General features: G+C 74.6%; 25 protein-coding genes. 10 read left to right on the top strand and 15 right to left on the bottom strand.

Features of this window, described 5'->3' with window-relative positions; translation table 11 throughout:
- Positions 1 to 51 precede the first annotated feature (51 nt).
- The 5 genes from ACA361_RS21915 to ACA361_RS21895 are packed head-to-tail and all read left to right on the top strand — an operon-like array spanning position 52 to position 5,549.
- Complete coding sequence (locus ACA361_RS21915; RefSeq protein WP_375014448.1) at positions 52 to 1,161, top strand: ABC transporter ATP-binding protein; 1,110 nt, start codon at positions 52 to 54, stop codon at positions 1,159 to 1,161.
- Entirely contained in the window at positions 1,158 to 2,486 is a 1,329-nt protein-coding gene (locus ACA361_RS21910; protein ID WP_375014446.1) for a spermidine/putrescine ABC transporter substrate-binding protein, read from the top strand. Before ACA361_RS21915 ends, ACA361_RS21910 begins: the two co-directional genes overlap by 4 nt.
- Positions 2,486 to 3,349, top strand: coding sequence for an ABC transporter permease (locus ACA361_RS21905; RefSeq protein WP_375014444.1), 864 nt, complete (start codon positions 2,486 to 2,488; stop codon positions 3,347 to 3,349). The genes ACA361_RS21910 and ACA361_RS21905 overlap by 1 nt, the downstream gene beginning before the upstream one ends.
- On the top strand, positions 3,346 to 4,155 hold the full coding sequence (locus tag ACA361_RS21900; protein WP_375014442.1) for an ABC transporter permease: 810 nt from the start codon (positions 3,346 to 3,348) through the stop codon (positions 4,153 to 4,155). The genes ACA361_RS21905 and ACA361_RS21900 overlap by 4 nt, the downstream gene beginning before the upstream one ends.
- On the top strand, positions 4,152 to 5,549 hold the full coding sequence (locus ACA361_RS21895) for an NAD(P)/FAD-dependent oxidoreductase (protein ID WP_375014440.1): 1,398 nt from the start codon (positions 4,152 to 4,154) through the stop codon (positions 5,547 to 5,549). The genes ACA361_RS21900 and ACA361_RS21895 overlap by 4 nt, the downstream gene beginning before the upstream one ends.
- 4 nt (positions 5,550 to 5,553) lie before the next feature.
- On the opposite strand, the gene ACA361_RS21890 is transcribed toward ACA361_RS21895, so the two are convergent.
- On the bottom strand, positions 5,554 to 6,162 hold the full coding sequence (locus tag ACA361_RS21890) for a DUF6461 domain-containing protein (RefSeq protein WP_375014438.1): 609 nt from the start codon (positions 6,160 to 6,162) through the stop codon (positions 5,554 to 5,556).
- Positions 6,163 to 6,283: 121 nt separating this feature from the next.
- On the opposite strand from ACA361_RS21890, the gene ACA361_RS21885 reads away from it, so the two are divergent.
- The gene (locus ACA361_RS21885; RefSeq protein WP_375014436.1) at positions 6,284 to 6,964 is read left to right on the top strand and encodes a hypothetical protein; all 681 of its coding nucleotides are present in this window, start codon (positions 6,284 to 6,286) and stop codon (positions 6,962 to 6,964) included.
- Positions 6,961 to 8,100: an XRE family transcriptional regulator gene (locus ACA361_RS21880; protein ID WP_375014434.1), complete on the top strand. Its 1,140-nt coding sequence runs from the start codon at positions 6,961 to 6,963 to the stop codon at positions 8,098 to 8,100. Before ACA361_RS21885 ends, ACA361_RS21880 begins: the two co-directional genes overlap by 4 nt.
- A gap of 40 nt (positions 8,101 to 8,140) precedes the next feature.
- On the opposite strand, the gene ACA361_RS21875 is transcribed toward ACA361_RS21880, so the two are convergent.
- Positions 8,141 to 9,340 (bottom strand): serine hydrolase domain-containing protein, encoded by a 1,200-nt coding sequence (locus tag ACA361_RS21875; protein WP_375014433.1) that lies wholly within the window; start codon positions 9,338 to 9,340, stop codon positions 8,141 to 8,143.
- Between the two features lie 90 nt (positions 9,341 to 9,430).
- Complete coding sequence (locus ACA361_RS21870; protein WP_375014431.1) at positions 9,431 to 9,949, bottom strand: PH domain-containing protein; 519 nt, start codon at positions 9,947 to 9,949, stop codon at positions 9,431 to 9,433.
- A gap of 169 nt (positions 9,950 to 10,118) precedes the next feature.
- Here ACA361_RS21870 and ACA361_RS21865 point away from each other — a divergent pair, with 169 nt between their 5' ends.
- Positions 10,119 to 10,832, top strand: a complete 714-nt coding sequence (locus tag ACA361_RS21865; RefSeq protein WP_375014429.1) for a hypothetical protein — start codon at positions 10,119 to 10,121, stop codon at positions 10,830 to 10,832.
- On the opposite strand, the gene ACA361_RS21860 is transcribed toward ACA361_RS21865, so the two are convergent.
- From ACA361_RS21860 to ACA361_RS21825, 8 genes are all read right to left on the bottom strand, one after another.
- Positions 10,790 to 11,974, bottom strand: a complete 1,185-nt coding sequence (locus ACA361_RS21860) for a hypothetical protein (protein ID WP_375014427.1) — start codon at positions 11,972 to 11,974, stop codon at positions 10,790 to 10,792. The genes ACA361_RS21865 and ACA361_RS21860 overlap by 43 nt on opposite strands.
- 126 nt (positions 11,975 to 12,100) lie before the next feature.
- The gene (locus ACA361_RS21855; RefSeq protein WP_375014888.1) at positions 12,101 to 12,934 is read right to left on the bottom strand and encodes a glutamate ABC transporter substrate-binding protein; all 834 of its coding nucleotides are present in this window, start codon (positions 12,932 to 12,934) and stop codon (positions 12,101 to 12,103) included.
- A 65-nt stretch (positions 12,935 to 12,999) separates the two neighbouring features.
- Positions 13,000 to 14,436, bottom strand: a complete 1,437-nt coding sequence (locus tag ACA361_RS21850) for a hypothetical protein (protein WP_375014425.1) — start codon at positions 14,434 to 14,436, stop codon at positions 13,000 to 13,002.
- A 101-nt stretch (positions 14,437 to 14,537) separates the two neighbouring features.
- Positions 14,538 to 15,284, bottom strand: coding sequence for an FHA domain-containing protein (locus ACA361_RS21845; protein WP_375014423.1), 747 nt, complete (start codon positions 15,282 to 15,284; stop codon positions 14,538 to 14,540).
- A gap of 2 nt (positions 15,285 to 15,286) precedes the next feature.
- A complete protein-coding gene (locus ACA361_RS21840; RefSeq protein ID WP_375014421.1) occupies positions 15,287 to 16,627 on the bottom strand; it encodes a VWA domain-containing protein in 1,341 nt (446 codons plus the stop codon).
- The gene (locus tag ACA361_RS21835) at positions 16,624 to 17,823 is read right to left on the bottom strand and encodes a protein phosphatase 2C domain-containing protein (protein ID WP_375014419.1); all 1,200 of its coding nucleotides are present in this window, start codon (positions 17,821 to 17,823) and stop codon (positions 16,624 to 16,626) included. Before ACA361_RS21835 ends, ACA361_RS21840 begins: the two co-directional genes overlap by 4 nt.
- The gene (locus tag ACA361_RS21830; protein WP_375014417.1) at positions 17,820 to 20,333 is read right to left on the bottom strand and encodes a tetratricopeptide repeat protein; all 2,514 of its coding nucleotides are present in this window, start codon (positions 20,331 to 20,333) and stop codon (positions 17,820 to 17,822) included. The genes ACA361_RS21835 and ACA361_RS21830 overlap by 4 nt, the downstream gene beginning before the upstream one ends.
- Positions 20,330 to 21,511, bottom strand: a complete 1,182-nt coding sequence (locus ACA361_RS21825; RefSeq protein WP_375014415.1) for a hypothetical protein — start codon at positions 21,509 to 21,511, stop codon at positions 20,330 to 20,332. Before ACA361_RS21825 ends, ACA361_RS21830 begins: the two co-directional genes overlap by 4 nt.
- 149 nt (positions 21,512 to 21,660) lie before the next feature.
- On the opposite strand from ACA361_RS21825, the gene ACA361_RS21820 reads away from it, so the two are divergent.
- The gene (locus ACA361_RS21820) at positions 21,661 to 22,146 is read left to right on the top strand and encodes a helix-turn-helix transcriptional regulator (RefSeq protein WP_375014411.1); all 486 of its coding nucleotides are present in this window, start codon (positions 21,661 to 21,663) and stop codon (positions 22,144 to 22,146) included.
- Between the two features lie 217 nt (positions 22,147 to 22,363).
- On the opposite strand, the gene ACA361_RS21815 is transcribed toward ACA361_RS21820, so the two are convergent.
- The 3 genes from ACA361_RS21815 to ACA361_RS21805 are packed head-to-tail and all read right to left on the bottom strand — an operon-like array spanning position 22,364 to position 24,678.
- Complete coding sequence (locus tag ACA361_RS21815; RefSeq protein ID WP_375014408.1) at positions 22,364 to 23,248, bottom strand: lysophospholipid acyltransferase family protein; 885 nt, start codon at positions 23,246 to 23,248, stop codon at positions 22,364 to 22,366.
- A 25-nt stretch (positions 23,249 to 23,273) separates the two neighbouring features.
- Entirely contained in the window at positions 23,274 to 24,017 is a 744-nt protein-coding gene (locus tag ACA361_RS21810; protein WP_375014406.1) for an SDR family oxidoreductase, read from the bottom strand.
- 10 nt (positions 24,018 to 24,027) lie between these two features.
- The gene (locus tag ACA361_RS21805; protein ID WP_375014404.1) at positions 24,028 to 24,678 is read right to left on the bottom strand and encodes a class I SAM-dependent methyltransferase; all 651 of its coding nucleotides are present in this window, start codon (positions 24,676 to 24,678) and stop codon (positions 24,028 to 24,030) included.
- A 31-nt stretch (positions 24,679 to 24,709) separates the two neighbouring features.
- Between ACA361_RS21805 and ACA361_RS21800 the strand changes: the two genes are divergently transcribed.
- Positions 24,710 to 25,513 carry a TrmB family transcriptional regulator gene (locus tag ACA361_RS21800; protein ID WP_375014402.1) on the top strand — a complete coding sequence of 268 codons (804 nt, stop codon included), beginning with the start codon at positions 24,710 to 24,712 and terminating at the stop codon, positions 25,511 to 25,513.
- A gap of 44 nt (positions 25,514 to 25,557) precedes the next feature.
- Here ACA361_RS21800 and ACA361_RS21795 read toward each other — a convergent pair whose 3' ends face one another.
- Complete coding sequence (locus tag ACA361_RS21795) at positions 25,558 to 26,676, bottom strand: glutamate--cysteine ligase (protein WP_375014400.1); 1,119 nt, start codon at positions 26,674 to 26,676, stop codon at positions 25,558 to 25,560.
- Positions 26,677 to 26,678: the final 2 nt, after the last annotated feature.

Genomic DNA, 26,678 nt, shown 5'->3' with positions numbered 1-26,678 from the left:
CCCGGCATCCGACCCCCGACCGCCGATCCCGCGACAGTTGAGGAACCGCCCATGGCCGAGAGCGAGCAGACCCCGGCGATCGAGCTGCGCGGCGTGGCCAAGGACTTCCGGGGCGTCCCGGCGGTGCGGGGCATCGACGTGGCGATCGCCCCGGGGGAGTTCTTCTCGCTGCTCGGGCCGTCGGGCTGCGGGAAGACGACCACGCTGCGGATGATCGGCGGGTTCGAGGAGCCGTCGGCGGGCGAGGTGCTGCTGCGCGGCCGGCGCGTCAACGGTGTCCCCGCCAACCGGCGGGAGGTCAACACGGTGTTCCAGTCGTACGCCCTGTTCCCGCACATGAACGTGTACGACAACGTGGCGTTCGGGCTGCGCCGCAGGCGGCTGCCGAAGAAGGAGATCGCGGACCGCGTCGGGCGGATGCTGGAGACCGTCGACCTGGCCGGGCTCGGCCGGCGGCGCCCGGCGGCGCTGTCGGGCGGGCAGCAGCAGCGGGTCGCGCTGGCCCGGGCGCTGGTCAACGAGCCGCGCGCGCTGCTGCTGGACGAGCCGCTCGGCGCCCTGGACCTCAAGCTGCGGCAGGCGATGCAGGTCGAGCTGAAGCGGATCCAGCGCGAGGTCGGTATCACGTTCGTGTACGTGACGCACGACCAGGGCGAGGCGCTGACGATGTCGGACCGGCTCGCGGTGATGAACGCGGGCCGGATCGAGCAGGCCGGGCCGCCGCGGGAGGTGTACGAGCGCCCGGCGACCCGGTTCGCGGCGGGCTTCATCGGCACGTCCAACCTGCTCGCGGGCGAGGTGGCCGAGGTCCGCGGCGGGCGGGCGGTGATCTCGTACGGGCCGGCCGGCCGGGTGCTGGCCCCGCTGCGCCCCGGGCTGCCGGCCGGCCCGGCGGAACGGCTGGAGCTGACCGTGCGTCCGGAGAAGATAGAGATCGGCCGGGACCGCCCGGACGACGCGCTCTGCGCCCTTCGTGGCACCGTGTCCGAAGTGGTGTATCTCGGTACGTCCACCACCTACACCATCAGCACCGCCGCCGGGCCCGACATGGTGGTGTTCGTCCAGAACGCCGCGTCCGCCGACGACGTCGCCGCACGGGGGGACACCGTGTGGCTGTCGTGGGACCCGCGGCACTCGTACGCCATTGGAGCAAGCACGTGACCCGGACCGACCCCCCGCTCCTGCGCGGCCTGACCCGCCCCCGCCTCAGCACCCCGGGCCTCAGCGCCCCGTGCCTCAGGGGCTCCGGCCTCGGCGCTCTCGGCCGCGGCCCCCTCGGCCAGGGCGCGCCCGGCCCGCATGCCGCCGCGCGGCGGGACTTCCTCCGCCTGGCGGGGCTGGCCGGCGCCGGCGCGGCGCTGGCGGCCTGCGGCGTCGAGGGGCAGGGCGGCAAGCAGAAGGTCACCACGTCGGACGTGCAGAAGTACTGGTCGGGGAAGGCCCGGACCGGCACGCTGCGCTGGGCGAACTGGCCGGGCTACATCGAGGACGACCGGGCGACGCTCAAGGCGTTCGAGAAGGCCACCGGCATCAAGGTGACCTACCGCGAGGTCATCCAGGAGACCGCGCAGTGGTTCGGGCGCATTCAGGCGCCGTTGTCGGCCGGCCAGTCGATCGGTTTCGACCTGATGGTCATGACCAATGGAATCCAGCTGGAGAAGCTGCGGCAGCTCGGCCATCTGGCGCCGCTCGACCATTCCCGGCTGCCGGCGTTCGCGGCCAATGCGGGCGCCGAGTACAAGAACCCGTCGTACGATCCGGGCAACGCGTTCACGATCCCCTACATGTCGGGGATCACGGGAATCGCGTACAACACCAGGTACGTCAAGGACGAGATCACCAGCATCGCCCAGCTCTTCGATCCCAAATACAAGGGCCGCGTCGGGATGATGCGCGATTCGCAGGAGCTCGGCAGTTTCGGGATGTTCCTGCTCGGCGTCGATCCCGAGAGGTCGGGCCCCGCGGACTGGCGGCGGGCGGCCGATCGGCTGCGGCGGCAGCGCGACGCCGGGATCGTGCGCAAGTACTACGAGCAGGATTACGTCGACGCCGTCAGCAAGGGCGACGTGTGGCTGACGATGGCCTGGTCGGGGGACGTCTACAGCCTCGCCGGACCGGACGTGGAGTTCGTGGTGCCCGAGGAGGGCGGCACGCTGTGGACCGACAACCTGTGCATCCCGCGGACGGCCGAGAACCCGGTCGACGCGCTCGTCCTCATGGACTACCTGTACAAGCCGGAGAACAACGCGCCGCTGACCGAGTTCATCAACTACATCACGCCCGTACCGGCGGTCAGGCCGCTCATCGAGGCGCACGCGCGCGAGGCCGCGGGCGAGGAGAAGGCGGACCTGGAACGGCTCGGCAGCAGCCCGCTGGTCTTTCCGGCCGAGGCCGACCTGAAGCGGCTGCGCCATTACCGGCGGCTCACGCAGCCGGAGGAGGCCGAGTACCAGAAGCTGTTCGAGCCCATTCCCAAGGGATCGTGATGGCGGGCCGCTCCCGCCGGCTCGCCCCGTACCTGCTGGTCCTGCCGAGCTGGCTGTGGCTGCTGGCGCTCTTCGCCGTCCCGCTCGCCCTCATGGTCTCCCTCTCGCTGCAGACCGGGAATCTCGTCGACGGGTTCCGGCAGACGTTCCGGTGGCAGAACTACACCGACGGGCTGCACACGTACGGCGACGCGTTCATCAGGTCGCTCTGGTACGGGCTGCTGGCCACGGCCCTGTGCGCCGCGCTCTCCTATCCGGCGGCGTACTGGATCGCGTTCCGCGGCGGGCGGCGGAAGACGATGTACCTGCTCCTTCTCCTGCTGCCCTATTTCGTCTCCTACATCCTGCGGACGGTGTCCTGGAAGCTCGTGCTGACCGACAACGGGCCGGTCCTGGGGCCGCTGCGCGGCGCGGGCCTGCTCCCGGACGGCTTCCACGTGCTCGACACCGGCGCCGCCGTGGTCACCGGCCTGGTGTACGCCTTCCTGCCGTTCATGGCGCTGCCGATCTACGTGGCGCTGGAGCGGATGGACCCGCGGGTCGTGGAAGCGGCGTACGACCTGTACGCCTCGCGCGTCCAGGCGTTCCTGCGGGTGATCCTGCCGATCTCGCTGCCGGGCGTGCTGGCGGGTGTGATCATGACGTTCGTGCCCGCGTCCGCCGACTACGTCAACGCCGAGGTGCTGGGCGGCCCCGGCGACACCATGATCGGTAACGTGATCCAGTCCGAGTACTTCGACACCGGCGCGTACCCGACGGCCTCGGCGCTGTCGTTCACGCTGATGGCGATCCTGCTGCTCGGGATCTTCGCGTACGCGCGCGCCCTGGGCACCCGGGACGTCCTGGAGGCGGCGCGCCGATGAGACGCGGACGAGCGGCGCGGCCGGGGCCGGCCGCGGGCGGCGGCGGCCGGATCCTGCGGATCTACACCTGGCTGCTGATCGGCTGGCTGGCGCTGCCGGTCGCCGTCATGATCCTGTTCGGGTTCAACGACACGAGCGGCAAGCAGAACTTCCGCTGGGAGGGCTTCACGCTGCGCTGGTACGCGGAGCTCTTCGACCGCCCGGACCTGACGACGGCACTGGTCAACTCGCTGACGATCGCGCTGCTCAGCACCGCGGCCAGCACCGTGCTCGGCACGCTGGCCGGGCTGGCGCTGGGCCGCTACCGGTTCCGCGGCCGGGGCGCGACCACGCTGCTGATGTTCATGGCGATCTCCTGCCCGGAACTGGTGATGGGCGCGTCGCTGCTGTCGATGTTCGTGACGTTCGGCCTGCCGCGCGGGTACGGGACGATCCTCGCCGCGCACGTGATGTTCTCGATCGCGTTCGTCGCGGTGACGGTGCGGGCGCGGGTGAGCGTGCTGGATCCGGCCGTGGAGGAGGCGGCGCGCGACCTGGGCGCCGGGCCGTGGACGCGGTTCCGGCTGGTCACGCTGCCGATGATCAGGCCCGGGGTGGTGTCGGGGGCGCTGCTGGCGTTCGTGCTGTCGGTCGACGACTTCGTGATCACCGACTTCACCAGCGGCGGCACGCTCACGTTCCCGCTGTGGGTGTACGGCTCGACGCGCACCGGCACGCCCCCGCAGGTGAACGTCATGGGCACGCTGATCTTCGCCGCCGGGATCCTGGTCGCGATCCTGTCCGCCCGCCGGGGGAGGCGCGCGTGAACGCCCGGAAAGCGGTCGCCGGCGCGCTGCACGAGCCGTACTGGCTCGGCGACCCCGCGCGCCCCGAACCGGAGCCCGCGCTGCACGGGACCGACGCCTGCGACCTCGCGGTCGTCGGCGGCGGCTACAGCGGCCTGTGGACGGCGCTGCGCGCGAAGGAGCGCGATCCGTCCCTGGACGTGGCCGTCCTGGAGGGCGGCCGGATCGGCGGCGCCGCGTCCGGGCGCAACGGCGGCTTCTGCGCGGCCAGCCTGACCCACGGGATCCGGAACGGGGCGGACCGCTGGCCGGACGAGCTCCACGAGCTGGAACGGCTCGGCTGGGAGAACTTCCGGGCCATCGCGGAGACGCTCGTCCGGTACGGGATCGACGCGGAATGGGAGGCGGCCGGCGAACTCCACGTCGCCACCGCCGAATGGCAGCTGGAAGGGCTCGCGGAGGACGCCGAACTCGCGTTCGAGCACGGCTGGGAGCCCATGCTGATGAGCGCGGAGGCCGTCCGCGCCGAAGTCGACTCGCCCACCTATCTCGGCGGCCTTTGGGATCCCGACGGGGTCGCACTGGTGAATCCCGCGAAGCTGGCCTGGGGATTGGCGGACGCGTGCCGTTCCCTGGGCGTCCGTATCTACGAGCGGTCGCCGGTGACGGGCCTCGACGAGGACGTTCCGCTGCGCCTCTCCACGCGGAACGGCCGGCTCGCGGCCCGCCGGGTGGCGCTCGGGACCGGCGCGTTCCCGCCGCTGCTGAAGCGGATGCGGCGCTACGTGGTGCCCGTGTACGACTACGCGATGGCGACCGAGCCGCTTTCCGCCGCCCGGCTGGAATCGCTCGGCTGGAAGCACCGCCAAGGCATCGGGGATCGCGCGAACCTCTTCCATTACTACCGGCTGACCGCCGATGACAGGATCGTTTGGGGCGGCTCCGACGCCGTCTACCATTTCGGCGGCCGGATCGGTGACGGGCTGGAGCGGCGCGGCGCCGCGTTCGAGGCGCTGGCCCGCGATTTCCTCACCACGTTCCCGCAACTCGAAGGGCTCCGGTTCAACCATACCTGGGGCGGTGTGGTCGACACCTGCACCCGTTTCTGCGCCTTCTACGGAACGGCGTACGACGGCCGCCTGGCCCATGCCTCCGGCCACACCGGGCTCGGCGTGGGCGCGACCCGGTTCGGCGCGGACGTCATGCTCGACCTGCTGGGCCTGCCGGAGGCCGACCCGGCCCGTGCCCGCCTGGCCATGGTGCGCGACCGGCCCGTCCCGTTCCCGCCCGAGCCGTTCCGGTACGGGGCGATCGAGCTGACCCGGCGCGCGATGGCCAGGGCCGACCGCCGCGCGGGTCACCGCGGCCGCTGGCTGCGCGCCCTGGACCGCTTCGGCGTCGGCTTCGGTTCGTGAGTCCTCAGGCGACGGGGGCCAGGCCGCAGAGGAATGACGCCTCCGTGAGGATCTCCGGAGTGAGCCGCACGCCGGTCAGACGCTCGGCGAGCGCGAAGGCGGCGGCGCCGCAGTCGAGGTTGGAGTCGTCCCCGTCCAGCAGGTCGAACCCCGCCTCCCGCATGGCGTCGAGCAGGGCGTCGGGCGTGCTGCCCCACCGGTGCGAGGGGAACAGCGGCTCGAACGTGAGGCGGACGTCGCCGTCCTCGACCCAGTAGAAGTTGCCGGCCGCGTTCACGTTGCTGAAGTGCGACACCAGCCGGGAACCGGCCGACAGCGGGACGACCGCCTCCTCGGAGGCGCCGAGGTAGCCGTTCGGCTCGACGGCGAGCGCCCACTCGCCGACCGCCGTCACGCCGACGACCAACTCGCGCCCGGCGCGTTCGGCGTAGCCGTCGTAGGAGAGCCTCGACAGCGCCTCGACGCCCTTCACCTGCGGCCCGCCCGTACGGGCGCCGAGCCGCGCGAGCACCTGCGCCGGGGTCAGCCCGCGCACGAGCGTGAAGCAGTACGCCTCCGCCAGGTCGGGGAAGCGCTCTTCGAACCAGGCGTAGTCAGCCGCGGTCGGTGCCATGACCGGATGCTGCCAGATATCACTGACAAATATCACCGGCAACGTTCCGCGACCGCGTCCACCCGCGACACGGCACTTCAGTTTCGCGCGCGAGTCACCGCCGGCGTCTATAGTCCCGTGCATGTCCGAAGATCTCGACGCCTGGAACGCCCTCCATCCGAAGGGCCTCCTGCACGGGCTCCGCGAGGCGCACCGGGAGGCGACGCTGGCGGTGTTCGGCGGGCTGAGCCGGTCGGCGGGGTTCACCGACCGCTCGTACGGCTACAGCTCGTTCGACGTGCTGGCGTCGCAGATCGACCGCGTGTTCCGGGGCGACCCGGCGATCGTCCGCGACAACCTGAACGGCTCGCCCGGCTGGCGGCACGGGCCGTACCGGATCCTGCTCAAGCGGCACGAGTTCGGCGCCGTCCGCGCCATCCGCTGGGACCGCGACAGCGCCACCAAGCAGATGGTCGCGCGGCAGGACTACGCGGGCGACCCGCAGCTGGCGCTCGACCTCGGCGACCTGCCGGGCGACCCGGACGGCGCGCCCGGCACGGTCACGCTCGTGCTCGCGCACAGCGCCAGCGAGGAGCCGCTGGAGCTGGAGCTGTTCCTCGGCCGGCCCCGGCACAACGCCGACGGCGGCGACCCCTGGTTCTGGCTGATCCGCCTGGACGAGGACGCCCTCGGCCCCGATCCGCGGCGCAGGCCCGCCGAGCCCACGCTGCCGCTGTGGACCGGCGACGAGTCCGAGGCCGACGTCCCCATGCGGCTCCGCACCGGCTCCGCGACCGCCACGAGCACCGAAAAGGCCCAGTGAACGAGCGCACCCATGACCGGATCGCCGAGGCCCGCCTGCTGTTCGACTGCGAGCGGCTGACGCTGGCCAGGCGGCTGCGCGGGCTGCGCAAGAACCAGCTCGCGCAGGCCGTCGGGACGACGCCGACCGCGATCGGGCAGTACGAGGCGGGCGTGCACCGCCCCTCGGAGAGGTCGCTGTCGCGGCTGGCGATCGCGCTGGGCGTCCCGGTCGAGTTCTTCCACGCGGGCCGCAGCCCGGTCACGCTCGACTCCGCGCACGCGCACTTCCGCTCGCTGCGGTCGACGACGCAGATCGAGCGCGACCAGGCCCTCGCGTACGGGCGGATCGCGGCCGACATCGTCGGCGCGCTGGAGGACCTGGTCGAGTTCCCGCCCGCGGAGCTGCCCGAGCATCCCGTCCAGCCCGACGAGATCGCCGGGCCCGGGCCGGCGGAGGCCGCCCGGCTCGCGCGCAAGGAGCTGCTGGGCGGCGAGCCCGGCCCCGTGCCGCACATGGTGCGGCTGCTGGAGAAGAGCGGCGTGATCGTGCTGATCCTGCCGCCGTCCACCGAACGCGTCGACGCGTTCAGCATCGGCGCCCACCCGCGGCCGATGGTGATGTTCAACCCGGCCAAGGCGGACTACTGGCGCAACCGGTTCGACGGCGCGCACGAGCTGGGCCACCTGGTCATGCACGCCGACGCCGAGCCGGGCAGCAAGGTGATCGAGGACCAGGCGCACCGGTTCGCCGCCGAGTTCCTGATGCCGGAGGCGGAGATCGCCGCCGAGCTCCCCGCCACCGCCGACTGGTCCCGCCTGGCGGCGCTGAAGGCGACGTGGGGCGTGAGCATGGCGGCGCTGCTCTTCCGCGCCCGCACGCTCGGCATCATGAAGGAGGCCACGTACCGGAACGCCATGAGCGCGATGGCGGCCCGCGGCTGGCGCCGCCGGGAGCCCGGCCCGTCCAGGCCACTCGAAGCGCCCACCATGCTGACCGGCGCCCTGGAACTGACCGCGGGATCCGGCGTCGGCCGCGACGCCCTGGCCGAGCGCGCCCGCGTCACGCGCGCCGACCTCGACCTCCTCGTCCCCGGCCGCCCCCGCCCCTCGGTGCCCGTCCGGGGGGACGACCCCCCGGTCCCGCCGCCGGACTGATCGGCTCCCGCACTCCGCCGGGACTCCGTTCCGCCGCCGGTCAGCCGTCCAGCGCGGTGTAGACCGACGTCCAGAAGTCGAGCCAGACCGGGTTGTCGGCGGGGAACTCCAGGCGCTGCGTCAGCAGGATGCCCACCAGGTCCTCCTCCGGGTCGGTGTACCAGGAGGTGCCCATGCCGCCGTCCCAGCCGTACCGGCCGGGCGTGTCCCACACGTTCTCCCGGCGGAGCCCGACGGCGACGCCGTGGCCCCAGCCGTTCACGCCGCCGAACGACTGCCGGCTCTGCTCCGGCGTGAGCCTGTCGGACGTCATCAGCTCCACCGAGCGGCGCGACAGGATCCGGGTGCCGCGGTACGCGCCCCTGCCGCGCAGCATCCGCGCGAACGCCAGGTAGTCGTCGGCGGTCGAGACCAGCGCGCCCGCCCCGTCCGGGAACGCGGGCGCGCTCGCCCAGGCGCTGCCTTCGCGCGGGTCGTGGAGCTCCAGCGTGCCGCCCTCGGCGGCGCCGTACGCGGCGGTGAAGCGGCCGATGTCCGCGGCCGGGACCTGGAAGCCGGTGTCCTTCATGCCCAGCGGCTCGAAGATCCGTTCGCGGAGGAAGTCGGGGAACGGCCGCCCGGACGCGCGCTCGACGAGGATGCTCTGGAGGTACGAGCCGATGTTGTACGTCCACCGCTCGCCGGGCTGGTCCACGAGCGGCAGCGTCGCGAGGAGGCGGAGCCACTCGTCGGGCGCGTGCGGCAGCGCGGGGTCCGGCGGCCCGAAGCCGGAGATGCCCAGCTCCTGCGCCGCCCGGAAGAACGGGTACCCGAACGCGGCCTCGTCCAGGATCATGCCGAGGCCGAGCCGGAAGTCCAGCACGTCGCGGACCGTGATCGGGCGGCGGGCCGGGACGGTGTCGCCGATCTCCGCGTCCGGCGCGCGCAGCACCCGGCGGTCCGCCAGCTCGGGCAGCAGCCGGTCCACCGGCTCGTCCGGCCGCAGCAGGCACTCCTCGACCAGGATCAGCGCCGCCACCGCCGTGATCGGCTTGGTCATCGAGCTGATCCGGAAGATCGTGTCGCGCCGGACCGGGGGGCCGCCGCCGAGCTCGGCGGTGCCGACCGCGTCGACGTGCGTCTCGCCGTGCCGCTCGACGACCGTGACCGCGCCGGGGAGCCGGCCCGCCTCGACATGGCCGGCCATGGTCCGCCGGAGCCGCTCCAGGCCCGCCTTGCCGAAACCGTTTCCGCCGTTCATCCGCGCGCTCCGTTCGCTCACTCGCCCGCCGGTCCGTTCCTCGTCCGTCATGGGGGCAGACCGCGGGGAGGCGCGGAACTCATCGGCGGGCTAGTCGGGGGACCCGTCCTCGGCGCCGAAGATGACCGAGGAGACCTCCAGGTAGAGCTGCTCCGGGTACGGCATGAAGCCGACGTTGCGCAGCGCCTGCTTCTGCCCGGCCGACTCCATCTCGAACTCGCCGTACCCGAGCATCTGGCCGACCAGCGAGCGGTTCATCTTGATGTCGGTGACCTTGGCGAGCGGCATCATCGCGACGTTCCGGTTGAGGACGCCGTTGATGACCATCACCCGGTGCTCGGTGACCAGGAAGAACTCCACCGACCAGGCGATGACCTTCCACAGCAGGTAGCCGAGGGTCGCCAGCCACGCCCACCAGATCCACATCACGCTGACGAGGGTGGCGGCGAAGCCGCACAGGATCAGGCCGCCGACCACCAGCACGAGCGCGGGCAGCAGCACCGCGGGGTGGCGGCGCACGGCGATGACGCGCCCCTCGTGCGGCATCAGGTACTTGTCGACGGTCCGCGAGCTGGTGTCGCGGTAGACCATCAGGTCCTGCACGTTCATCTGGCCAGCCGCTCCCGCCGCCTCACGTCGCGTCAGACGCTCCCAGCGTACCGCGCCGCCTCCCGGCATGCCCGGCACGACGTCCTTGCCTGAACGCCCGTGTTCGTGGCGTTACGCGGTGATGACGCTGGACTTGTGCCGATGGCTCCCGCGACCGAGGATGGGCGCCATGGAGGCTGCCGAGACGGGCGACGCGGGAACGGCGGATACGGCAGGCAAGACGGATAGAGCGGGTACGGCGGGTACGGCGGATCGGGCGGCCGCCGGGGGCGAGCGGCCGCGGGGCGACAGCGGCGCGTTCGTCCAGGACGTGACGGGACGGCCGGTGTGGCGGCTGCTCCTGCGCGCGCTCGGCGTGTTCCTGCCCGGCTGGCACCAGCCGTCCGGGGCGCTGCGGGTGCCGGGCGGGCCGGCCGCCGCGCAGGGCGCGTACGGGTTCGGGCCGCCGGCGTTCCTGGACGGCGACTCCGGCTTCGGGCTGCAGCTGCCGCGCCGCCGCCGCGGGCTGGAGCCGGCCCGCGAGATCTACGTGCGCGGCCGCGAGGACCCCAGTTTCGGCATCGTGATCGCCGGGCCGGCGGCGGCCATCGGCACCCGGGTCGTGGACGCGGGCGAGCTGCTGCGGTACGCGCGCCGGCTGACGTTCGAGGAGCTGCTCGACACCGCCGACGCGGACTCGGTGCCGTACGCCGTGCGGGCCGCCCGCGCGGTCGAGAACGTCGTCTTCCTGGACCGCGCCGCCGGGTTCGGGCTGTGCGCGGAGATCGACGCCGAGACGCGGGCGCCGCTGTGCCCGGTGTTCGTCCGGCTCGGCGCGTCCGGGGAGCGCACCGTGCGGGCCTACGGCGCGGCGGCCGCCCAGCCGGTGAGGTCCCAGAGCTGATGCGACGGGAGCCGGCGCAGCCGCACGGTGGCGGCCGCCGGGTCCCAGAACACGTCGTCGTACTCCAGCTCCAGCGACTGCGGCGGGGTCAGCACCGCGCACATCAGCTCGTCCCGGGTGCGCACGGCCATCAGCGGGCCGATCTGCGCGACCGCGCCGCTGGACTCGTACAGCGTGCGCAGCAGGGCCTTCAGCGCCACCTCGTCCTCGGGCGCGCGGGGCGGCTCCACCCCCGGCGGCAGCGCCCCGGCCCCGGCCCGCGCCAGGCCCGCGCCGTTGTGCCGCAGGTCGGCGCCGGTCGAGATCAGCAGCGCGGTGAAGCCGCCGATGAGGTCCTCGACATGCTGCCCGGCGAGGAAGTAGCGGCGCTGCTCGGCGGTTCCGGGCAGCGGCCCGTCCGCCCCGTCGGAGGTCCGGAACCTGATGTCGAGCCGCGCCGCCCGCACGCACCGCTCGTACATCTCGATGAGGATGTCCTCCAGCTGCCCGTCCCGGGTCCACAGCCGCCCCGTCGCGCGCACCGCGGCGCCGTCCGCGTGCGCGCTGCGGCCGGTGAGCGCCGCGGTGACCGACTCGTCCAGCTCGCCCTCGGTGAACTGGAGCAGTTCGGAGACGACGTCCTCGACCTCCTCCAGCGTGCGGGTCAGGGTGCGCTGGAGCTCCAGCATCTCGGTGCCGCCGCGTTCGAGGTCGGCGAGCCGGTCCAGGGCCGCGTCCACCTTGCCCTCGACCGCCGCGGTGCCGGCCCGGGTGACCGACCGCACCGAGGTCTCCACCTCGCCGAGCTTGCGGCGCAGCGCGGCCAGCGTGATCCGCTGCTTCTCCAGGTCCTGCAGCCGGCCGGCCTGCGCCCGCAGGTACTCGCCGGCCTGGTGGACGAGCGCCGCCAGCTCCTCGACCTGGTCGGACTGCGAGCGCAGCCGCGAGTCCAGCGCCGGCAGCGTGTCCCGCTTCACCTTCGACAGCTCGGCGGTGAGCTGCTCGCCGACCGCGACCAGCACGTTGTTCTGCTTGTTGACCTGCGCGTTGAGCTCGTCGATCCGCCGGACGAACGCCTGCTGCTGCTCCTTGCTCCGCCGTCCCGCGTACAGTTCGAGCGCGCCGACCGCGAGGCACATCACGACCAGGATCACCGTCGTCATGAGACTCCTCGTAGCAGGGCCGTGACCGCGAACGGGTTTTGATCGCGACCATAACTTACGATCATGAGCCGGTTCCGGTACTTACGTAACCGACTGATCTCGGTGACGGTGAAGCCCAAAACAGTGTCAGTCACAGCCCTCGAACTGCGGGACGGTGGTCGTCACCCTCAGCCCGGCGGGCTCGAACCACTTCTTCAGCAGCGCGGCCGCGGTGCCGTCCTGGTACATCCCGGTGATCGCCTTGTTGACGGCCGCGCACCCCTCCACGTCGCCCTTGCGCAGGCCGATCCCGTACGGCTCGTCCGAGATCGGCGCGTTCACCATCCGCAGCGCCGGCCCCGAGCCCGACGCCGCCGCCCGCGCGGCGAGCCCGGTGAGGATCAGGTCGTCGGTGGAGACCGCGTCCAGGGCGCCGGCCGACAGCTTCGCCACGCAGTCGGCGTAGTCGGCGCCGGGCACGGAGAGCACCGGGACGTGCCGCTCCTCGCGCACGCGCGTGAACGAGACCGACCGGTCCACCCTGCACAGCCGCTTGCCGGCCAGGTCGCGCACGTCCTTGACGGACGCGGCGTCCGGCCGCCGCACGAGGATGTCCTGGTGGGCGACGTAGTACGGGCCCGCGAAGGTCACCTCGGTCTTGCGCTGCGGCGTGACGGAGTAGCTGGCGACCACGAGGTCGACCGTGCCGTCGGCCAGGAAGTCCGCCCGCTGGTCGGAGGAGACCTTCCGGAACGTGACGTTCCCCGCGTCCACCCCGAGCCTCTTGGCGATCTCGCGCGCGACGTCGGCGTCGAAGCCCTCGTACCGGCCGTTCGCGCCGCGCGAGCTCAGTCCCGGCTCGCCGTCCTTGACGCCGATCACGAGCGAGTCCCGGTCCGCGACGGAACCGTCCGCGCCCGCAGCGGCGCCGCAGCCCGCCAGCGCCAGGACGGCCGCCCCGGCCGCCAGCGCGTGGCGCACCCTCAAGCTCGTCCCCAATCCGGTCCTTCCCGTCGTCGCCCGCCGATCTCCGCCGCGGCCCGCAGTCACCGGTACTCGGCCAGCCGGGGCCGGACGCCCGCCAGCACCAGGCCGATGATCACCAGTCCGGCGATCGGCACGCCGGCGTTCCAGCCCCGGGTGCCCTTCTCGCCGTCGTCCACGGCCTTCGTGAACGCGTCGTGGTGGATCTTGAAGAGCCGCTGCATGGACGCGTCGTAGGCGGTGAAGTCGCGGTCGGAGGAGAAACCGCCGGTGCCGCCGCCGAGCCGGGCCGCGATGGCGCGGTCGGACTGCCCGGCCCGCACCAGCGCGCGCACCCGCGAGTCGCTCTGCTGGAACGCCCGGTACCTCCGCAGCACATCGCGGTACGCCCCCGGCTGGCCCGGCAGCGCGCCGTAGCCCGCCTCGCGCCCCAGGAAGCCCAGGAACCGCTGCCTCTGCGGGTCGAGGTTCGGATTCCCCAGGTCGCGCTGGATCGCCTCGTTGTAGCGGTCGAGGTTGTCGGCGGGCCGGTACAGCACCGACTGCGACTTGCTCAGGTACACCTGCTCGTAGGTGTCGGCGCGGCCCGGGTCGAGCAGGAACCGCGTCTCGTCGGCGTTGGCGCTGGTGCTGATCGCCCGCGCCCGCGACAGCGACAGCAGCGAGTCGAAGCCGTCGCCCTTGGCCGTGCGGAGATGGTCCATCTGGCCGTTCAGCATCACGGCGCTCGCGCCGGCCAGGACAAGCGTCAGCAGCGCCGACAGCGCCAGCGCCGGGTTGAGCATCCGGCGGAACCGGGCGAACAGGTAGAGCTGGAGCGCGGCCAGGAGGCCGAGCGCGATGGCGCCGAACACGTAGACGAGGACCTGGCCCGCCATCACCGCGCCGCGCTCGGACTCGTACGTGTGGCGCACGAGCGTGCCGTTGTCGAGCGTCAGGTTGTACGCCTTGGGCAGCAGGTCCAGCTTCATCAGGTCGGTCGCCTGCCGGTAGTAGGCGATGACCTCCGCCGGCGGCGGGCCCGCCGCGTGGTCCGCGCGCTCGTCGAGCAGCAGCGCCTGGCCGGCCAGCCGCTCGTACCGGGCGAGCGCGTTGAGCGACTCGCGGGCGGTCTCGTCCTCGGTGGTCTCGTCGGCCAGCTTGGCGGCCTTCAGCAGCGCGTCCCCGGCCGCCAGCCGGCTCGCGTCGAAGCGCCGCAGCGCGTCGTCGCGGCGCATCCCGAGGTCCTGCGTGCGGCCGATCAGCAGCGCGTTGGCCAGCTGCGCGTCCATGTTCGTCAGGTGGAAGTACAGGTTCCCGGTCGCGATCACCTGCGGGCCGGCGTCCTGCCCGATCACCCGGACGCCGTCGCGGGCGTTGCCGACCGACACCGCGACGACCGCCAGCAGCGCGGCCACCGCGACCAGCACGGCCGCGGTGAGCGCCCGGACCCGGCCCGCCACCGTGCGCGGGACGAACCCGAACCGGCGGCCCGGCGGCGCCGCGTCGGGCCTGCGCACGCCGCCGCGCCGCGGTCGCGGCGCCGGCGCCGTTCCCCGGGCGGTGGACGGGGAAGGCGGTGCGGACGGGGGAGCGCCGGGCGGCGCGGGCTGTACGGCCGTCATGGCGCCTCGCCCTTCCTGAGCGTGATGGTGGTCCACACTCCGACGTGGATCCGGTCGCCGTCGCCGACCGGGACCTCCACGTTGAGCGGGATGGCCGAGGTGGAGCCGTTCAGGGACGTCCCGTTCGTGGACCCGGGGTCGACCAGGACCCACGAGCCGCCGGGGCGGGCGAGCAGCACCGCGTGGATGTGCGAGACGCCCGGATCCTCCGGCGCGACCCGCAGGTCGATCTCGGGGGTGATGCCGCGGGACGCGCTCCGCCGCCCGATGCGGACCTGCTCGCCGCCGATCGGCACCCGCCGTTCCGGGCAGTACGGCGGGAACGCGATCACGCCGGAGTCCGGTTCGAGCGAGGCGACGACCGCGTCGTAGTAGGCGCGGTCGGCGCTGACGACCGCGACCCAGCCCGGGCCGGCCGGACCCGGCGCCGCTGCCGGTGCCGGTGCCGATTCGGGCGCGGCCGGTTCCGGGACGGGCGCCGGAGCCGGGGCCGGTGCGGACGGCAAGCCCGCGGGCGTGGGTACGCCGCCGCCGGTGGCGAAGTCGTACCCGCACTCCTCGCAGAACCGGTCGCTGGCCGGGGTGCCGCAGTCGGGGCACGGCGTCCCCGCGCCGCCCGCCGCGGGGCCGGACGGCGCGGCACCGGCCGAGGGCGGCGCGGCCGGAGGACCGCCGATGCGCTCGCCGCACACGTCGCAGTAGTCGCCGGACGCGGACGCGTGGCCCGCTGGACACGTAGCCATGCTCAGCCCTCGCCCGTGCCGGGCGGGTTGGGATGGGAGGAACCTCGGGTGCGCACGGTCTTGGTGGAACGGGTGTCCAGCTCCATCTCGTCGACCTTGTTGACGTTCTTCTTCAGCCGGACCGTCCCGGTGACCGGGTCGACCACGTCCACGACCTTGCGCAGCATCGTGGTGATCGCCTCGTTGCCGGCCTCGTCGGCCAGCTTCACGGCGCGGCCGAGCCGGGCGGTGGCGGTGTCGAGGTCGCCGTCCTTGCGGGCCTGGAGGCCCTCCTGGATGACCTCGGCCAGCTCCGCCTGCCCGGTGTAGTGCGCCACCCGCGCGTTGATCCGGGTGGACTGCGCCTCGTCGTCGGTCCACTGGGCCAGCACGTTGCCGGTGGCGAGCACCTGCGGCTCCTGGCCGGCCGGGCCGGGCACCATCAGCTTGACCCAGGCCGCGCGCAGCTCCTTGCCGACGTCGCCGGGCGGGACCTCGACGCAGATGTGGTAGTCGCGGCTCTCGGCGCCCCACGCCCCGAGCGGGTAGTCGCCCGCCTGCGCCGCCGCCTCCACCCGCCTGCCGGTGAGGTCCTCGACCGAGGGCATCACCTGCTTGACGTACCGGAGCTTGGCGGCCTGCGGCGTCCAGACCCGCAGCATGACGTCGGCGACCGCCTTGCCCATCGCCGCCTCCGTCATCGCCTGGAAGTCGGCGACCAGGTCCTGCGGGTCGGCGACGATGTCGACGCCGCCGAGCAACGCGGAGGAGATCTTGCGGAGCTCCGCGACCTCCCAGTCGGTGCCCACGCCGCGGCAGTCGCAGACGAAGCGGCCGGAGCAGCGGAACAGGACCGCGTCCAGCTCCTCGGCCGTCTCGTGCTGGTTCTTGCCGTCGGTCAGCAGGATCGCGTGCCGGACGCCCTCCTGGTGGGCGTCGAACAGCTCGTCGGCCAGCCGCAGCCAGGAGCCGATGGCGGTGCCGCCGGACGCCTGGAGCCGGCTCAGCGCGTGCTTGGCGTCCGCCCGCGTCTTCGCGTCCGCCCGGACGAGGACCGCGTTGCCCGGGTAGACCATCTTGGCGCTGTTGGCCCCGGAGATCACCGCGAAGTGCACGCCGTCCCGGATCGTGTCGATCGCGGTCTGCGCGGCGGCGATCGCCGAGCGGAGCTTGGTGTCGGGATAGGACATCGAGCCCGAGGTGTCGATGATGATGACCTCGGCGGCCCCGGCCGCCGTCGCCGCGCCCGGGCCCGCGGGGGAGCCGGTGCCCTCCACGGAGACGATGGCGTGCACTTCGCGGCCGCCCTCGGGCAGGAACTTGTTCTGGTCGACCTTGATGGTGAACTGCGGCTGCTCGCTCAACGCTCGCGCTCCTGGCTCGACGAGGGGGAAGGGGGGAGGGGGATCACGGCGACCGTGATGTTGTCGCGCCCGCCGGCGTCCAGCGCCCGGCGGACCAGTGCCCGCGCGGCGCCGAGCGGGTCGGCCGCCGGATCGGCGGCGGCGCCGGCCAGCGCCGCGGCCAGGTCCTGCGCGCGGGGCAGGTAGTTCCAGAGCCCGTCGCTGCACACCAGCAGCGTGCCGGGCGAAGCTGAATCGGCGGTGAACGCGGCGACGTGCGGCCGGACGTCCTCGGCGTCGGCGCCCAGCCAGCCGGTGATGACGTGCGCGTTCGGGTGCGCCTCCGCCTCCGCCTCGGTCATCGTCCCCTGGGCGACCATGTACGCGGCCCAGGAGTCGTCCTCGGTCAGAGCGCGGGACGCGCCCAGCTTCGCGTCGCCCGCCATGTCCGCGGTGTCGGCCAGATCGGCGGTGTCCGCGGGGTCCTCCGACTCACCGGCGGCCGCCGGATCCGCGCCGTTCCCCTGCGGGGGCCGCGGGGGCCGCGGGGGCAGGGTGTCGAGGGGCGAGCCGTCGCCGGACGCGGACAGCCAGTACGCGCGGCTGTCGCCGACCCAGCCGACGGTGACCCGCCCCGGGCCGGTCACCGCGGCGACGAACGTGCAGGACGGCGCCTCGGCGGGCGAGGCGGCCAGCGCGGCGACGGCGGCGGCGGCCCGCGCCACGGCCGCGCGCATGGCGTCCTCGGGCGCGGTGCCGTTCCGCAGCCGCGCGGCCAGCTCGGCCACGCCGGTCTCGGCCGCCGCGCGGGACGCCTCCTCGGGACGCGGGGACGACCCCACGCCGTCCGACACGACCACCGCGACGCCGCCGGGGACCTCCGCGAGCGCGATCGCGTCCTCGTTGCGGGCGTACCGCTTGCCGCGGTCGCTCGCCCCGGCCGCGGCCGAGCCGGGCAGCTCGATCTCCACGTGGTCGCGCTCGGCCGGCTGGCGCAGGCCGCACTGCTCGCAGTAGCCGTCGGCGTCGATCGTGCCCGTTCCGCAGCCGACGCAGGCGGGCCCGGCCGGGGCCGCCGGCACGGGAGCCTGGGGCGCGTCCTCGCCGCCCGGCGTCAGCCGCCGCCCGCACGCCTCGCAGTAGTCCTCGCCGGGGAAGACGAGCTCGCCGCAGGACGGGCACTTCAGCTCCGCGGCCTTCGCCGCCTCGCCCGTCACAGCAGCGTCCTCGGCCGCACGGCGTTGGCGCAGTCGACGAACCACCGCCGGTCCTCGCGGTCGGTGGCGCGCCGGGCCAGCGAGCGGTAGGTCGCCTCCAGCCGCACCCGCAGCGGGGCGTCCAGCAGGGGCGCGCCGAGCACCGTCCCGCCCTGGGGCCGCCCGCCGCCGGCGCCGGACGCCGCGTGCTCCACCCAGTCCAGCGCGGCCTCGAACACCTCCGCGGCGAGCCGGTCGTGCCGGTCGCCCTCCAGCCCCAGCGCCTCCAGCCGCTCCCCGGCGCGGCCCAGTTCGGCGGCGGTGACGTCGCCGGGGGAGCGGCCGCGCACGGCGGCGGCCATGGCGGCCACCTGCGCCGCGTGGAAGTGGATGGACGTCGAGGGCACCGAGTCCAGCGCCGCCGTCGCCGCGGCCCGGTCCCCGGCGTCCAGACGCACCCGGGCCAGGCCGAAGGCCGCGCCGATGTACTGCCGGTCGGTGCGCCAGACGGTCTCGTACAGCGCGGCGGCGTCCCGCGGCGCGCTCAGCTCCAGGCAGTAGGCCAGCGCCAGCTTCGGCGCCGCCTCGCCGGGCAGCAGCGCGTACAGGTCGTCGAAGAGCGGGGCGGCCTCGTCCGGGCGGCCCTCGGCCAGCGTCGCCAGCGCGCGGTACCACGCGGTCCGCCAGTCGCCGGGCGCCTCGGCGTCGAACGCGTCCAGCAGCGCCCGTGCCTCGTCGTACGCGCCGAGCTCGATCCGTACGCGGGCCAGCGCCAGCCGCACCTCGGGGGTCTGCTGCGGCGCGGCCGCCAGGGCGCCGGCCATCCGGGCGGGTTCGAGCGCGGTGAGCCCGGCCAGGAACCCGGCGGCCGGGTCGCCGCCGCTCACCAGCGGCACCGGCAGCGACACCGCGGCCTCGGCCCGCAGGACGCGCGGCAGCACGTCGGCGCGGTCGATCAGCCGTTCCGTGGTGATGCCGGGCACCGACCGCTCCGGCCCGAACAGCCCGGACGGCGCGGGCCGCTGCTCGCCGTCCTCGGCCGCCAGCACCTCCCGCAGCACGCCGGTGAGCTGCTCGGCCATCTCGGCGGCGTCCTGGAACCGGCGGGCCGGGTCCTTGTGCGTGGCGCGCCGCAGCAGCCGGTCGTACGACGGGAACCGGGCCAGCACCGGCACGTCGGCGGCCGGCGGCAGGCTGTCGGCCCACGTGGACGTGTAGCCCTTGAACGGGAAGCTCAGCACCGCGAGCGCGCGGCCCACCGTGTAGAGGTCAGAGCTGATCGAGGGGCCGGCGTCGGCGATCTCCGGTGCCTGGTAGCCGACGGTGCCGTAGATCGCGCCGTCCTGGTCGTCCAGCCGGCGCACCCCGCCGAGGTCGATCAGCCGCAGCTGCTCCTCGGACTGGATCACGTTGTCGGGCTTGAAGTCGCAGTAGACGAGGCCCTGCGCGTGCAGGTAGCCGAACGCCTGGAGCACTTCGAGGCCGTACGCGATGGCCTGCCCGACCGGCAGCGACTGCTCGCCGGTCGCGCTGCGGCGCTGCTGGAGGATGTCCTTCAGCGACGCGCCGCCGACGTACTCCATGACGATGTAGCCGGCGCCGCCGTGCTGCACGAAGTTGTAGATCTTGACGATGTTGGGGTGCTCGACCTCGGCCAGGTAGGCGCGCTCGGCCGTCGCCGCCGCGAGCGCGTCCGCGTCGCCGGTGTCGAGCAGGCCCTTGAGGACGACCCAGCGGTCGTTGACGTTGCGGTCGAGCGCGAGGTAGATCCAGCCGAGGCCGCCGTGCGCGATGCAGCCCAGCACCTCGTACTGACCGCCGACCAGGTCGCCGGCGGCGAGCTTGGGCGTGAACGAGAACGCCGTCCGGCACTTGGCGCAGAACCCCTCGGTACGGCCCGGCCGGCCGTCGCGGCTGCGGCCGACCGGCTCGCCGCAGTTGCTGCAGTAGCGCCGGTTCTCGGCGACCTGCGGGTCGCTGAGGACGGCCGTGGACGGGTCGCGGTACGGGACGCGCGGCACCTCGACGAGCCCGGCGCCCAGCATCCCGCGCCGTCCCGACGAGCGCGACGACCCCGTGCGGGTGGATCCGGTACGGGTGGATCCGGTGCGCCCGGAGCCCGTGTATCCGGAGCCCGTGTGCGCGCCGCCGGACGAGCCGGAGGCCGGGGTGCCCGCCGACCTGACCGACGGCGGCATCCCGCACACGTCGCAGTAGCCGTCGACGATGGCGCCCGTGCAGCCGGACTGGGTGCACCGGGACGGCGAGGAGGGCGAGGGGGACGAGGGGGACGAGGAGGACGGCGGCGGCGCTGGAGACGCGGCCGCGGCCGGCGCGGCGGCGGGGGAGCCGCAGACGTCGCAGTAGCCGTCCGCGATCGTTCCCGAGCAGCCGGGCTCCGAGCAGGCGCCCGGCGCGGGGCCCGCGCCCGCCGCCGCCGGATCGGGATTCGCCGTGGCCGCCATGCCGCATACGACGCAGTAGCCGTCTTCGACGGTTCCGCCGCAGCCCGGCACCGTGCACTGGTTCATCGGCCCTCCGCCCGCTCCGCGATGGCCTGCTGGTAACCCGACAGCATGACGGTCGCCTTCCTGAGGTCACAGGGGGAGGTCCACAGCACCGCGCGGGCCTCCTCGTACATGCGGCCGAGCCCGGCGTCCTCCGCCAGCCCCAGCCGCCCGGCCTTCGCCTTGTAGGCCAGCAGCCGCCCGCGCAGCTCCTCGCGGCGGTCCAGCAGGCCGGTGACGAGGCCGAGGTCGCCGCGCGCCCGCTGGAGCGCGTCCCGCGCGGCCCGGTCGAGATCGGTCGCGCGGTCCGCCAGCTCGCCCCAGCGGTGCCGGTCGCGCAGGCCGTACAGCGCCGCCAGCCGGTCGTCGAGCGTCGCGGCCAGCGCGGTCGGGGCGGGCAGGGCGGGGGAGGCGATCTTCTCCAGGACGCGCTCGCGGGCGCGGCGGATCTCGTCCTCGGTGTCGCGGACGAGGCCGACCGCGTCCCGCACCTTCCGCATCCGGTCCTCGAACCCGGCGCGGAACCGCGCGGCCTCGGCGAGCCGCTCGCGCAGCGCGGCCAGCTCGCGCGCGGCCGCGTCGAGCCCGCCGGTCCCGACCGCGAGCGGGTCGGAGCGGACGGCGGCCGCCAGCGTCCGCACGTTCTCGCTGACGCGGTCGTACTCCGGCTCGGGCGCGCCGAGGCCCGCGACCAGCTCGCCGGCCGCGCGCAGGTCCCGTTCGACCTCGTCGAGCCGCGCCAGCAGCGCGGACCAGACGGTGTCGACGGCGGCGACCGTACGGGCCGCCTCCTCGTACATCGGCGTCATCCGCGCGACCACGTCCCGGAGCGTCACCCGCTCGCCGCCGGGCGCCGCCAGCAGCGTGCGGCGCTCCAGCGGGACCTCCTCGGCGGGCAGCTCGACCGACGGGCCGCTGAGCAGCCGGGTCAGCTCGGCGAGCTGCGCAGCGCCGGGGCGTGCGTGCCGGGCGCGGAGCTCCTCGGCGGCGCCGAGCGTGCGCCCGTACAGGTCGAACAGCGTCCACAGCGCCGACATCCCGGCCAGCAGCGCGGCCCGCCGCGCCGCCGTCTCGCCGGTCAGCTCCGCGCCCTCCAGCAGCCGGTAGCCGTGGTGGGACTCGAGTTCCAGCAGGGCCGCGCCGATCCGCTCCTTCTCGTCCCGGAGCTCCGCGAGGGCGCGGTCGACCTCGTCGCGGTTCATCGGCGGACGACCTGACGCTGACCCAACTCTGCCCCTGTATCCCCCGGTACGAGCAAATGGTGGTGATCAGTGTTCACCATGCGCAGAGCCTTCTCAAGAGGGCCCTCGCGGGCCTGCAAAATGTCAGTGTTCGAACGTATTATCGAATCATGGCGAACGTTGCGACGCACCGCACCGATCTCACCGCGGCGGAGATCGCCGCCCTGGCGCTCTCCCTCGCCCACCTGGGCACCGGGCCGCAGGCCGCGACCGCGCGGCGGGCCCTGCGCACCCTGCTCGACATCGACGCCCACGACGACGTCGTCACCGCCACCCTCGGCACGCTGACCAGCACTCTCGACGCCTCCACCGCCGACCGCGCCCGCGTCATCGCCGCGGCCGTCACCGAGCACCGCGTCGTCCGGCTCTGCTACGGCGACGCGGGCGCCAACGTCACGATCCGCGAGGTGGAGCCGGTCACCTGCCTCGTCCACCGCGACCACTGGTACCTCGTCGGCTGGTGCCGGATGCGGCGCGGCATCCGCGCCTTCCGCTTCGACCGCATCCTCGCGGTCGAGTCCACCGGCCTGCTCGCCCGCCCGCGCCGGGCCGACAACTACCTGCCCTTCCAGCGCCGCGCCACCGCCGCGGCCTGACCGCCCCGCCGCCCGGTCCGGTTGCGCGAGCGGGCCGGGCGGCGGATCCGGCCGCCGCCGCGGGCCGCCCACCCCCGGGGCGCCCCGCGGCGGTCCGCGCCCGCCCCCGCGCCGGGCGGGCGCGGCTGGCCGGAAGTGGACGCCGGCCGGTCTCCCTTGATGGGGGGAGACCGGCCGGCGCCCGCCTGACCGGTGCCGCCGCGCCCCTCGCGGGCGGTCAGCGCGAGATGACCCGCGGGACGACCCGGGGGAGCAGCCGGCTGCCCCGGGCCATGCCGCGCCCGATGCGTCCCAGGGGCGTGCGCGACGGATCCGCCGCCTGCTCGGCGCGCAGGTCGCCGATGATGCCCTCCACGGCGTCGCGGACCAGGTCGCGCACCTCCCGCACGGCGCGCTCGTCGCCCGCCCGGCCCGCCCACGGCGCCGTGTCGATCGGCTCGCCGAAGCGGTAGTAGAGGCGCTCGGGACGCGGGAACGGCGTCAGCCCGATGCCGCGCGACAGCGGCGGGACGACGTCGTCGCGGTGGCCGCGCTCGCCCAGCACCGTACGGCCCAGGGCGCGCGCGGGCGCGAGCAGCGGGCTGCCCGGGTCCACCACCGTCGTGAACATCTCCTCGACCCCGACCGTGCCGAACGGGACGATCGGGCAGCCCGCCTCGATCGCCATCCGGGCGAAGCCGAGCCGCCGCCCCCACTGGAGCCGGTAGCGCTCGCCGCGGTCGCGGGTGGCCTCGCGGGCGCCGCCCGGGAACACCACCACGATCTGGCCCGCGTCCAGCAGCGCGCGGCAGTTGGCGCGGGTGCCGTCGACCGAGCCGCCCAGGTCCATGATCCGGCGCCACACCGGGACCTGCCAGTGCAGGTGGTCGGCCAGCGAGCGGACCCACACCCCGCGCCGCCGGTGGATCTCGAAGAAGATCAGCGGCGCGTCGATCACGCCGTACACCGTGTGGTTGCCGGCCAGCAGCGCCGGCCCGTGCCGGGGCACGTTCCGCAGCCCGTGGAAGACCGGCGAGGTCCACGCGCGCCAGGGCGCCAGCGCCAGGTTCGCCGCGCGGATCAGATGCTCGGACGGGGGAGTCCAGTCGGCAGGGGAGGCCATGGCGCGCCATCGTAACCGCGCGCTTTCACAGCAGCGCGGCGTACTCCCCGCCGTCGACCTGGAGCGCCGCCCCGGTCACGAACCCCGCCTGCGCCGAGCACAGGAACGCCACGCACGCCCCGAAGTCGGCCGGGTCGCCCACCCGGCCCGCCGGGATGCCCGCCGCCACCTCGTCCAGGTCGTCCGCCAGCGACCGCAGCCGGTCGGTCGCGTGCGAGCCGGGGAGCAGCGAGTTCACCGTCACGCCGTCGCCGGCGACCTCCCGGGCCAGCGTCTTCAGGAAGCCGGTCGCGCCCGCCCGCGCCGTGTTGGAGAGGATCAGCGACGCCGCCGGCTGCCGCACCGTGATCGAGGTGATCGCCACGATCCGGCCCCAGCGGCGCTCGCGCATCTCCGGCACGGCGGCCTTGCACATCGCCACGACCGACATCAGGTTGAGGTCGAGCGCCGGCCCGTACGCCTCCACCGGCGTCGACGCGAAGTCGCCCGCCGGCGGCCCGCCCGCGTTGGTGACCAGGACGTCCACGCCGCCGAGCGCGGCCCGGGCCTCCTCGACGAACCCGGCCGCGCCCGCCGGCGTCCCCACGTCCGCGACGATCGGGTGCACGTCCCCGCCGAGCCGTCCGGCCGCCGCGTGCAGCCGCCCGCGGTCGCGCCCGCAGACGGCGACGCGCGCGCCCTCGTCCAGCAGCGCCTTCGCCGCCGCGTACCCGAGCCCGCCGCTCGCCGCCGCCACCGCCGCCCGGCGGCCCTTCAGTCCGAGATCCACTCTCCGCAGGCTAGTACGCGTCCTCGTAGTACGAGTCGACCGCCGGCTGCCCGGTGTAGTTGGGCCCGGCCTGGTCGTCGGCGCCCAGGTAGCGGTACGGGAACCGCACCGCCCGGCCGCCGCGCATCGAGACCCGCCGCCGGGCGGTGTCGTAGGCGAACCCCTGCCGCCGCAGCTCGGCGGCGAGCCGCCGCGGCGTGCCGCCCGCGACCCGGACCGAGCGGACGTCCAGGTTGGCGACGAGCAGGCCGTCCTCCGTGAGCCACGACGCGGCCCGTTCCAGCACGCCCAGCTTGTCGCCCACGTAGTGCAGCCCGTGCACGGAGGTGATGAGATCGAACCGCCCGTCTGGCTCCCAGGCCGTCACCGACGCCGTCACCAGCACCGGACCCGCCGGCCGCCGCGGGACGAAGTGCCCGGCGAGGTCGACGCCGACGATCTCCGTGCGGCCCTCCGCCAGCGCGGCCGCCTCGTCCAGCGCCCGGCCCGTGCCGCAGCACAGGTCCAGCCAGCGCCCGCGCCGGGCCAGCTCGGCGGCGATGTCGAGGCCCAGCTCGCGGCCGTAGCCGTTGGATCCCGCCAGCGAGCGTTCGCGGTTCATGGCGCAGTTGGCCACCACCGCGGACCGCTCCAGCGCCTCGTCGTCCAGGTATCGGGTCACCCGGGCATTCTCGCCGCCGGGCGCGAGTAGCATGGCGCCGGTGCGCGACGTCCTCGAACACCTCCAGCGGCTCGGCATGTCGGGGTACGAGGCCAAGGCGTACGTCGCCCTCGTCGCCGCCGGCCGGCCGGTCAACGGCTACGAGGTCGCCAAGCGCTCCGGGGTGCCGCGCAGCACCGTGTACGAGACGCTCGGCAAGCTGGTCGCGCGCGGCGCGGCGTACGAGCGGCGCGGCGGGGCCGGCGCCACCGAGTACCTGCCGCTCCCGCCCGAGGCGCTGATCGAGCGGCTGCGCCGCGAGTTCGACGGCTCGCTGGCCGCGCTGGAGGACGCGCTGCCCGCCGTGGCCGCCGAGCCCGAGGCCCACCCGCTGCACAACCTCACCGACGCCGACGCCATGCTCGCCCGCGCCGGCGACGTGATCGCGGCCGCGTCCCGCGACCTGTTCCTGTCCGCCTGGCCGCAGGAGCTGGACCGGCTGGCGCCGCAGGTCAGGGCCGCCGCCGGCCGCGGCGCCGCGGTCTCCGCCATCACGTACGGCGCGACCGACCTGCCCGGCGACGTCCGCGAGCACCGGCACGCGCGGGCCGTACTGGACGACCTCGGCTACCGGCTGATCGTCGTCGTCGGCGACCGCCGCGAGGCCGTCGTCGGCGGCTTCGGCGGCGGCACCGCCTGGGGCATCTACACCGCCGACCCCGCCGTCGCGCTGATGGCCGCCGAGTACGTCCGCCAGGACATCGCGCTCCAGACCCTCGCCGACCACATCGGCCCGGCCGAACTGGACCGCCTCCTCGCCGCCGACCCCGGCCTGCGCCGCCTCCTCCGCCGCTGACGGAGCCGCCGGCGGCGCCGCTGGCAGGGCGGCTGGCAGGGCGGCTAGGAAGCGCTCGTGCGCCGGACGGCGTCCGTCACCACGTCGCTCATCCGGCCCGTGTCCGCGTACACGGCGCGCTGCCGCCGGGCGCCGGTGCCCTCCTCCAGCAGGCGGCCGAGCCCCAGCTCCGCCGTCTCCAGATCGCCGTGGTCCTCCAGCGCGCCGGCCACGTGCGCGAGCAGCGCGTCCAGGACCTCGCGCGCCGGAACGGCCCGGTGCGCGAGCGGATGCACCAGGTCGCCGTCCAGGCCGGAACGGCTCGCCCGCCACATCGCCAGCCGCAGCAGGTCCGTCCGCACCGGATCGGGCCGCACGCCCGCGCGCCACTCCCGGGCGGCCGTCTCCACCAGGCCCCGGACCAGCGCCGCGAGCAGGGCGGCGTCCCGCGCGTTCAGGCACACGTCGGCGACCCGCACCTCCACCGTCGGGTAGTGCCGCGACAGCCGCGCGTCGAAGTAGACCATGCCCTCGTCCAGCAGCGCCCCGGTCGCCAGCAGCCCGCCCACCGCCGCCCGGTAGGCCGCGACCGACCCGAACGGCTCCGTCGGCCCGCTGGACGGCCACCGACCCCACACCTGCTGCCGCCAGCTCGCGTACCCCGAGTCGGTGCCCTGCCAGAACGGCGAGTTCGCCGTCAGCGCCAGCAGCGGCGGCAGCCAGGGCCGGATCCGGTCCAGGACCGCCACGCCCTCCTCCGGCGACTCCACGCCCACGTGCACGTGGCAGCCGCAGGTGAGCTGCTCGTCGGCGGTCATCCCGTACTCGTCGGCCATCTTCCGGTACCGGCGCGACGGCGTCAGCGCCGGCCGCACCTCCATCGGGCACGTCGCCAGCGCCGCCACCGCCGAGCCCGCCCCGGCCGCCGCCACCGACGCCGCCTGCCGCACGTCCCTGATCTGCCCGCACAGCTCGTCCAGCGACGAGCACGGCAGCGTGCACGTCTCCAGCTGCTGGCGCTGGAGCTCGGTCTCCAGCAGCCCCGCGTTCCCCGCCCCGGCCAGCGGCACCCCGCCGTGCTCGCGCGCGAAGCGGATCACCGCGTCCGCCACGGCACGCGGCCGCCCGCCCGCCGGATCCACCAGCAGCAGCTCTTCCTCGACTCCGAACGTCCGCGCTGTCACCG

The sequence above is a fragment of the Actinomadura sp. 21ATH genome (assembly GCF_041951345.1).
GTDB lineage: Bacteria > Actinomycetota > Actinomycetes > Streptosporangiales > Streptosporangiaceae > Spirillospora.
The sequence above is the reverse complement of the archived record's forward strand: the minus strand, read 5'-3'. Positions and strand labels throughout refer to the sequence as shown.

Bases quoted from the DNA above. Each gene is read 5' to 3' on its own strand.
- ACA361_RS21845 (WP_375014423.1), bottom strand. From the start codon at position 15,284: ATGGCTACGTGTCCAGCGGGCCACGCGTCCGCGTCCGGCGACTACTGC.
- ACA361_RS21800 (WP_375014402.1), top strand. From the start codon at position 24,710: ATGGCGCCGGTGCGCGACGTCCTCGAACACCTCCAGCGGCTCGGCATG.
- ACA361_RS21825 (WP_375014415.1), bottom strand. From the start codon at position 21,511: ATGAACCGCGACGAGGTCGACCGCGCCCTCGCGGAGCTCCGGGACGAG.
- ACA361_RS21905 (WP_375014444.1), top strand. From the start codon at position 2,486: ATGGCGGGCCGCTCCCGCCGGCTCGCCCCGTACCTGCTGGTCCTGCCG.
- ACA361_RS21900 (WP_375014442.1), top strand. From the start codon at position 3,346: ATGAGACGCGGACGAGCGGCGCGGCCGGGGCCGGCCGCGGGCGGCGGC.
- ACA361_RS21915 (WP_375014448.1), top strand. From the start codon at position 52: ATGGCCGAGAGCGAGCAGACCCCGGCGATCGAGCTGCGCGGCGTGGCC.
- ACA361_RS21865 (WP_375014429.1), top strand. From the start codon at position 10,119: ATGGAGGCTGCCGAGACGGGCGACGCGGGAACGGCGGATACGGCAGGC.
- ACA361_RS21820 (WP_375014411.1), top strand. From the start codon at position 21,661: ATGGCGAACGTTGCGACGCACCGCACCGATCTCACCGCGGCGGAGATC.
- ACA361_RS21885 (WP_375014436.1), top strand. From the start codon at position 6,284: ATGTCCGAAGATCTCGACGCCTGGAACGCCCTCCATCCGAAGGGCCTC.
- ACA361_RS21860 (WP_375014427.1), bottom strand. From the start codon at position 11,974: ATGACGACGGTGATCCTGGTCGTGATGTGCCTCGCGGTCGGCGCGCTC.
- ACA361_RS21890 (WP_375014438.1), bottom strand. From the start codon at position 6,162: ATGGCACCGACCGCGGCTGACTACGCCTGGTTCGAAGAGCGCTTCCCC.
- ACA361_RS21875 (WP_375014433.1), bottom strand. From the start codon at position 9,340: ATGAACGGCGGAAACGGTTTCGGCAAGGCGGGCCTGGAGCGGCTCCGG.
- ACA361_RS21815 (WP_375014408.1), bottom strand. From the start codon at position 23,248: ATGGCCTCCCCTGCCGACTGGACTCCCCCGTCCGAGCATCTGATCCGC.
- ACA361_RS21830 (WP_375014417.1), bottom strand. From the start codon at position 20,333: ATGAACCAGTGCACGGTGCCGGGCTGCGGCGGAACCGTCGAAGACGGC.
- ACA361_RS21870 (WP_375014431.1), bottom strand. From the start codon at position 9,949: ATGAACGTGCAGGACCTGATGGTCTACCGCGACACCAGCTCGCGGACC.